The sequence below is a fragment of the Aquabacterium sp. UBA2148 genome, assembly GCF_002328915.1.
Lineage (GTDB): Bacteria > Pseudomonadota > Gammaproteobacteria > Burkholderiales > Burkholderiaceae_C > Aquabacterium > Aquabacterium parvum.
Genome location: NZ_DCXA01000130.1, coordinates 199 through 7,378, shown reverse-complemented (window position 1 = coordinate 7,378; position 7,180 = coordinate 199). Strand labels below are relative to the sequence as shown.

The 7,180-nt window shown below is 67.3% G+C and carries 8 protein-coding genes and 1 tRNA gene; all 9 read left to right on the top strand.

Annotated features, from left to right (window positions below; genetic code table 11):
* On the top strand, window positions 1–110 hold a 110-nt coding region (locus B2W70_RS07065; protein WP_414631035.1), incomplete at its 5' end, for a HesB/IscA family protein.
* Window positions 111–221: 111 nt separating this feature from the next.
* Window positions 222–782, top strand: a complete 561-nt coding sequence (gene hscB, locus B2W70_RS07060; RefSeq protein ID WP_286744203.1) for a Fe-S protein assembly co-chaperone HscB — start codon at window positions 222–224, stop codon at window positions 780–782.
* Window positions 783–785: 3 nt separating this feature from the next.
* Window positions 786–2,654, top strand: a complete 1,869-nt coding sequence (gene hscA / locus B2W70_RS07055) for a Fe-S protein assembly chaperone HscA (protein WP_286744201.1) — start codon at window positions 786–788, stop codon at window positions 2,652–2,654.
* 52 nt (window positions 2,655–2,706) lie between these two features.
* Complete coding sequence (fdx, locus tag B2W70_RS07050) at window positions 2,707–3,045, top strand: ISC system 2Fe-2S type ferredoxin (protein ID WP_286744199.1); 339 nt, start codon at window positions 2,707–2,709, stop codon at window positions 3,043–3,045.
* Window positions 3,046–3,125: 80 nt separating this feature from the next.
* Window positions 3,126–3,851 (top strand): DNA polymerase III subunit epsilon, encoded by a 726-nt coding sequence (dnaQ, locus tag B2W70_RS07045; protein WP_286744196.1) that lies wholly within the window; start codon window positions 3,126–3,128, stop codon window positions 3,849–3,851.
* 79 nt (window positions 3,852–3,930) lie between these two features.
* A tRNA-Val gene (locus B2W70_RS07040) sits at window positions 3,931–4,005 on the top strand.
* A gap of 124 nt (window positions 4,006–4,129) precedes the next feature.
* Window positions 4,130–4,678 (top strand): isochorismatase family protein, encoded by a 549-nt coding sequence (locus tag B2W70_RS07035; RefSeq protein ID WP_286744194.1) that lies wholly within the window; start codon window positions 4,130–4,132, stop codon window positions 4,676–4,678.
* 192 nt (window positions 4,679–4,870) lie between these two features.
* Window positions 4,871–6,553 (top strand): GMC oxidoreductase, encoded by a 1,683-nt coding sequence (locus tag B2W70_RS07030; RefSeq protein WP_286744192.1) that lies wholly within the window; start codon window positions 4,871–4,873, stop codon window positions 6,551–6,553.
* Window positions 6,554–6,656: 103 nt separating this feature from the next.
* Window positions 6,657–7,180, top strand: a 524-nt coding sequence (locus tag B2W70_RS07025) for a hypothetical protein (protein WP_286744190.1), incomplete at its 3' end; no start/stop codon positions are given.

Sequence of the window (7,180 nt, the reverse complement as noted above, 5' to 3'; positions counted from 1 at the left end):
TCGATGGCACCGAGCTGGACTTCGTGCGCGAGGGCCTCAACGAAGGCTTCAAATTCAACAATCCCAACGAGCGCGATCGTTGCGGTTGTGGGGAATCCTTCCGCATCTGAGCATCCGCGCTCGGGGAGGGCCTCGCGCCGCCCCGCACGACGCGCCAAGGCACACACCTTGCGTCGAACGAAGCCCCGCCCCCCCGGTGGGGTTTCGCACTTTGACCGACCATGAACATCGACGCCGACGACTTCACCTTGCTGGGCCTGCCGCGCCGTTTTGCGCTGGAGCGCGCCCTGCTGGACAACGCCTGGAAGGCGCTGCAGGCCAAGGTCCACCCCGACCGCTTTGCCGCCGAGGGGGGGGCCTCCCAGCGCCTGGCCATGCAGTGGGCGGTGCGCGTCAACGAGGCGCACCAGCGCCTGAAAGACCCGCTCAAGCGCGCCGCCTATTTGTGCGAGCTCGCGGGTGCCCAGGTGCAGGCGCACGACAACACCGCCATGCCCAGCGACTTCCTGATGCAACAGATGACGTGGCGCGAGGCCCTGGAAGAAGCGGGCAATGCGGCCGAGGTCGAGGCTTTGTCGACCGAGGTGACGGCTCAGCGCCGCGCCCGGCTGGCCCGCGTGGGTGAGCTGCTCGATGGTGCGGCCGCGCACACCGATGGCACGGCCCAGGCGGCGCAGGCCGCCCAAGCTGCGCAGGAGGTGAGGGCGCTCATGTTCATCGATCGCCTGCTGGAAGAAGTCGACACCCGCATGCAACGCTACGAAGACGAGGAAGGCGCCTGACGCATGGCCCTGCTGCAAATTTCCGAACCCGGGCAGTCGCCCGACCCGCACCAGCGCCGCATCGCCGTCGGCATCGACCTGGGCACCACGCATTCGCTGGTGGCCGCCGTGCGCAATGGCGCCGCCGAATGCCTGCCCGATGAACAAGGCCGCGTGATCCTGCCTTCGGCCGTGCGCTACCTGGTCGATGCGCAAGGTCGCACGCGCCGCCAGATCGGCTTCGATGCGCTGCATGCCCAGGCCGAGGACCCGCTCAACACGGTGGTGTCGGTCAAGCGCTTCATGGGCCGCCGCCTGGCTGATCTGCCCGACGCCGGCAAGCTGCCCTACCAGTTCGAAGACCAGCCCGGCATGGTCGGCGTCAAGACCGTGGACGGTGTGAAGTCGCCGGTCGAGGTCTCGGCCGAGATCCTGGCCAGCCTGCGCCAGCGCGCCGAAGACACCTTCAACGACGACCTGTTCGGTGCCGTCATCACGGTGCCCGCCTACTTCGACGACGCCCAGCGCCAGGCCACGAAAGACGCGGCCCAGATGGCCGGCATCAACGTGCTGCGCCTGCTCAACGAGCCCACGGCCGCTGCCATCGCCTACGGACTGGACAATGGCTCCGAGGGCCTCTACGCCATCTACGACCTGGGTGGCGGCACCTTCGACATCTCGATGCTGCAGCTCAGCCGTGGTGTGTTCGAGGTCGTGGCCACGGGCGGTGACTCGGCCCTGGGCGGCGACGACATCGACCACGTGCTGGCCGACGCGGCCCTGGCCGACGCCCGCATGGAAGCCGTCACACCGCAGGACAAGCGCGCCGTGCTGGTCGCGGCCCGCCGCGCCAAGGAAAAGCTGTCCACCGATGGCAGCGTGCATTTCTCGTGTGCGCTGTCGGGTGGCATGGTCTCGACCACCATCACGCGTGAGCGCCTGAACGAGTTGGCCAAGCCGCTCATCGACAAGACGCTGGCTTCGGTCAAGCGCGTGCTGCGCGACGCCAAGGTCAAGCCCGACGAGGTCAAGGGCGTGGTCATGGTGGGCGGCTCCACCCGCATGCCCGCCGTGCGCGACGCCGTGGGCGCCTTCTTCGGCCAGGCCCCGCTGACCGACCTCAACCCCGATGAAGTCGTGGCGCTGGGCGCGGCCATCCAGGCCAACCAGCTCGCGGGCAACAACGTCAACGGTGAGCTGCTGCTGCTCGACGTGCTGCCGCTGTCGCTGGGCCTGGAAACCATGGGTGGCCTGGTCGAGCGCATCATCCCGCGCAACACCCCGATCCCATCGGCCCGCGCGCAAGACTTCACCACCTTCAAGGACGGGCAGACCGCCCTGGCCGTGCACGTGGTGCAGGGCGAGCGCGAGCAGGTCGAGCACTGCCGCTCGCTGGCGCGCTTCGAGCTGCGCGGCATCCCGCCGATGGCCGCTGGCGCCGCGCGCATCCGCGTGAGCTTCCAGGTCGATGCCGATGGCCTGCTGAGCGTGTCGGCGAAAGAGCAGCTCTCGGGTGTCGAGGCCTCGGTCGTCGTCAAGCCCAGCTATGGCCTGAGCGACGAGCAGGTGGCCCACATGCTGCGCGAAGGCTTCACCACCGCCGCCGAGGACATGAAGGACCGCGCCCTGCGCGAGGCCCGCGTCGAAGCCGAGCGCATGCTTGAGGCCACGCGCACCGCCCTGGCTGCCGATGGCGACCTGCTGAGCGCCGAACAACGTGCCGAGATCGATCAGCTCATGGCCCAGATCGGCCAGCGCTGCGACCGGGGTGACCTGGTCGCGCTCGAAGCCGCCACCAAGGCCCTGGCCGATGGCACCGAGTACTTCGCCGCCGAGCGCATGAACCGCGGCATCCGCCAGGCGCTGGCGGGCCGCACGCTTGATCAGATCTGACAAGGCGCTTCAACGCCCTCGACCGCCCCAGAGCCCCACACGAAGCCCCACCATGCCCGTCATCAAGATCCTGCCCCACGCCACGCTGTGCCCGCAGGGCACCGAGATCCAGGTCGCGCCCGGCACCAGCATCTGCGAAGCCCTGCTCGACAACCACATCGAGATCGAGCACGCCTGCGACATGAGCGCGGCCTGCACCACCTGCCACGTCATCGTGCGCCAGGGCTTCAACAGCCTCAATGAAATCGAAGAGACCGAAGAAGACCTGCTCGACCGCGCCTGGGGCCTGGAGCCCAACTCGCGCCTGAGCTGCCAGGCCATCGTGGCCGGTCAGGACCTGACGGTCGAGATCCCGAAGTACACGATCAACCACGCCCGCGAGAATCACTGACCCCCAAGCTCGCTTTGCTCGCGTCCCCCCGAGGGGGAGCGGCAGGCTTGGGGCGGCCCGGCGCCTGCCTCATCACCGACATGACACGTCAGATCTTCCTCGACACCGAAACCACCGGCCTGAGCCCCGAGTCCGGCGACCGCATCATCGAAATCGGTTGTGTGGAGATGGTCAACCGGCGCCTGACCGGCCGGCACCTGCACCACTACTTCAACCCCGAGCGTCCCAACCACGAAGACGCCGTGCGCATCCACGGCCTGACCGACGAATTCCTGGCTGACAAACCGCTGTTCGCATCGCTGGCCGACGAGATCGTCGAGTACTGCCGTGGTGCCGAGGTCATCATCCACAACGCGGCCTTCGACATCGGCTTCCTCGACGCCGAGCTCAAGCGCCTGGGCAAGGGCAAGTTCCGCGACCACGTGGCGGGCGTCATCGACAGCCTGATCATGGCCCGCGAGATGTTCCCGGGTAAAAGCAACTCGCTGGACGCGCTGTGCCGCCGCCTGGAGGTGGACAACACCCACCGCACGCTGCACGGCGCGCTGATGGACGCCGAGCTGCTGGCCGAGGTCTACATCAACATGACGCGGGGCCAGGACGCCCTGCTGATGGACGCCGACGCGGGTGAGGGCGATGGCATGGGCGGCACGGTCGAAGCCGTGGCGGTGGACTTCAGCGCCTTCGAGCTGCCTGTGCTGGCGCCAACACCCGAAGAGGCCGAAGCCTTTGACAAGGCGTTGCAGGATCTCGACAAAGCTGCTGGCGGTGAGTGTGTTTGGAGAAAGCTCGAAGGTGTGGTATAGTCTTGGTCTTCGCTGATTGCTGAAGGCGGCAACGCACAAAACAGTCAGCAGGTGGACCCGAAGTCCCGAAACCAGTTTCGGGCGGTTAGCTCAGCGGTAGAGCACTGCCTTCACACGGCAGGGGTCGCAGGTTCGAACCCTGCACCGCCCACCAGAAATCAAGCACCTGAGCCGAAAGGCCAGGTGCTTTTTTCTTGCCAGTCATGGCGGCGCCAGTCGCTTGAGCCCCCCATGTGGTGCACTCCACGTGCCTCGGCAGCAGGCACTAAGATCCCGCCATGCTGCTGGACCGCAACCGAAGCGCCCTCGTCCTGGTGGACTTCCAGTCCCGCCTGATGCCGGTGATCCACGATGCCGAGCGCGTGGTGGACAACGCCGTCTTCCTGGCGCGCGTGGCCCGTGAGCTGGGCGTGCCGGTGCTGGGCACCGAGCAGAACCCGCTCTCGCTGGGCCCCAACGACCCTCGCGTGAGCGAACTTTGCGACCGCACCTTGTCGAAGGCGCACTTCAGTGCCGTGGCCGATGGGCTGCTGGCCGAGTTGATCTCGCTGGCGCCCCGTGCGCAGCAGGTGGTGCTGGCCGGCTGCGAAACCCATGTCTGCCTCCTGCAGACCGCGCTGGAGATCCAGCAGGCTGGCATCCAGGCCTTCGTGGTGGCCGAAGCCTGTGGCAGCCGCAGGCCTGAAGACAAGCGGGCGGCCCTGGAGCGCATGCAGCAGGCGGGTGTGACCCTGGTGTCCGCCGAGATGGTGGCCTTCGAGTGGCTGCGCTCTTGCGAGCACCCCGCCTTTCGGCAGGTGCTCGCGCTGATCAAGGCCAGGCCCTGAGCGTGCGCTGATGCACCGGCGTCCAGGGCCATCTCACGCCAACCTCGGTGTTTCCCTTGCGACGCGGGGCTGTGAGGCCTCCCGCGTTCAGGTGGCGCTGTGGGATCGATGCGCCTTGCGGCGGGTTTTGGGTAGCCTGACGCGCAGACGAATCGGGTTGAATGGGTCTCGTTGTATTTGGATCGATTCGCCATGAGCCTAACCCGTCGCCGTTTCCTGGGCCACGCTGCCTTGCAGGCCGCTGCCGCTTCATCCTTGCCTGCCTTCGGGCTCAACGCGGTGGCCGCTGGCGCAGCCATCCCCAACCGCGACCAACGCTTCGACCCCAACCTGGCCAAGCCGGCGATGCCGCTGGGCCAACTCGCGCAACAAGGCCGGTTGCCTGCCGTGGTGATCGGCACCGGCTATGGTGGCGCGGTCGCTGCCCTGCGCCTGGCCCAGGCCGGCGTGCCCGTGGTCATGCTCGAAATGGGCCGCCTGTGGACACAGCCTTCAGCCGATGGCCGCCTCTTCGCCAAGACCACGGCTGCTGACGGGCGCGCCATGTGGTTCAAGTCGCGCACCGAAGCCCCGGTCAGCTCCTTCCTGGGCCTGGACGTCATCAACCGCAACATCGATCGTTACGCCGGTGTGCTGGACCGCGTCAACTTTCCCGGCATCTCGGTCTACGTGGGGCGTGGCGTGGGTGGGGGCTCGCTGGTCAACGGCTCGATGGCGGTCACGCCCAAGCGCAGTTACTTCGAAGAGATCTTGCCTCAGGTCGATGCGGGCGAGATGTACCAGCGCTGGTTCCCGCTGGCCAACTCGGTGCTGGGCGTCAACCACGTGGACCCGGCGTGGTTCGAGTCGTCGGCCGCCTACCGTTTCGCGCGCGTGGCGCGTGACCAGGCGCACCAGTCGGGCTTCAAGACCATGTTCGTGCCCACGGTCTACGACGTGAACCACCTCGCGCAGGAAGAGCAGAACCGGGTGCCCCGCTCGGCCTTGGCCCAGGAGGTGATCTACGGCAACCACCACGGCAAGCGCAGCCTGGACAAGACCTACCTGGCCGATGCCGTGGGCACCGGCCGCGTGACGATCTACACCCTGCAGCAGGTGCGACGCATTCGGGTGAATGCACAAGGCGGTTACCTGCTCGATGTTCGCGAGATCGACGATCGTGGCAACGTGCTGGCGGATGTGCAACTCAGTTGTCAGAGCTTGTTCATGGGCGCTGGCAGCCTGGGCACCAGCGAGCTGTTGGTCAAGGCACGCGACACGGGCGACCTGCCACAGCTCAACGCCGAGGTGGGCCGCGGCTGGGGCCACAACGGCAATGTGATGGCCGCACGTGCCAACCACCTGTGGTCGCCCACAGGCAAGTTGCAAAGCACCATGCCGCTGATGGGCATCGACGACTGGGACCACCCGACGCGACCCGTGTTCGCCGAGATCACGCCGTTGCCGACGGGCTTCGAGAACTGGGTGAGCATGTACCTGGGCGTGACGAAAAACCCCGAGCGCGCGACCTTCCGCTACAGCGCGGCCACGGGCCAGGTCAGCCTGGACTGGCGCCGCGAGCAGAACGCCAAAAGCGTTCAAGACTTGCGCGCGTTGCTTGACGTCATCAACCGCAAGCAGGGCACGATCTACCGCACTGACTTGTTCGGTGGTGGCAAGGTGGTGTCAGACGACTTCACTTACCACCCGTTGGGCGGCTGCTTGCTGGGCCGTGTCACCGATGACTTCGGGCGCGTCAAGGGGCACCCCGGCCTGTACGTGATGGACGGCTCGCTGGTGCCAGGCTCGGTGGGTGTGAACCCGTTCGTGACCATCGCGGCGCTGGCCGAGCGCAACGTGGCACGGGTGATCGCGGAGGATGGATTGCGCAGGTGATGCCTTCGCCGGCGGGAGTCAACGAAGGCGTTTGCGCCCTGAGCAGGGCATGCCGCCGTGTCTCGCGCGCGGCCGAACCCGCGCAAGCGGTTATCGTGCAGCCATGCCGTCCGCTGCCTTCCTGTACACCTCGCCCGACCGCGTTCTCTACTGCGGACCGCTGGGGCAGCCGCTTCCCCGGGTGTTCGGTGCCACCGTCTGCTATGCCGGCCTCAAGGGGCGTTTGAGGTGGGCAATCGGGCAAGCGGGGGCGGGCGCTTGTGCTGAAGAGGAAGGGCGGGGCGACACCCTGGTGCTGCCTCCGGGGGTGACGCATCAGGTTGCCGTCAGCCATGGGCCGGTGCTGTGTTACCTGGTTGAGCCCGAGTTCTCGGCCTGGCCTGATCCCTTGCCGCGTTCGCTGGCGGCTCCCACGTTGAACGGTCTCGACGCCTGGCGCGAGCGCTTGTTGGGGCTGTCCGGGGCCGAATTGGCGAAATGGCAGGTCGATGCCGCAGCGCGGGCCTGCGGACTGGACGCGCAACTCGATCGCCTCGTCTTGGGCCAATCCTTGTCTTCGCGCGTGCTCGACGCACGCATCGCCGACGTGGTCCAGCGGGTGCGGGCCGACCCCGCCATCGCTTGGCA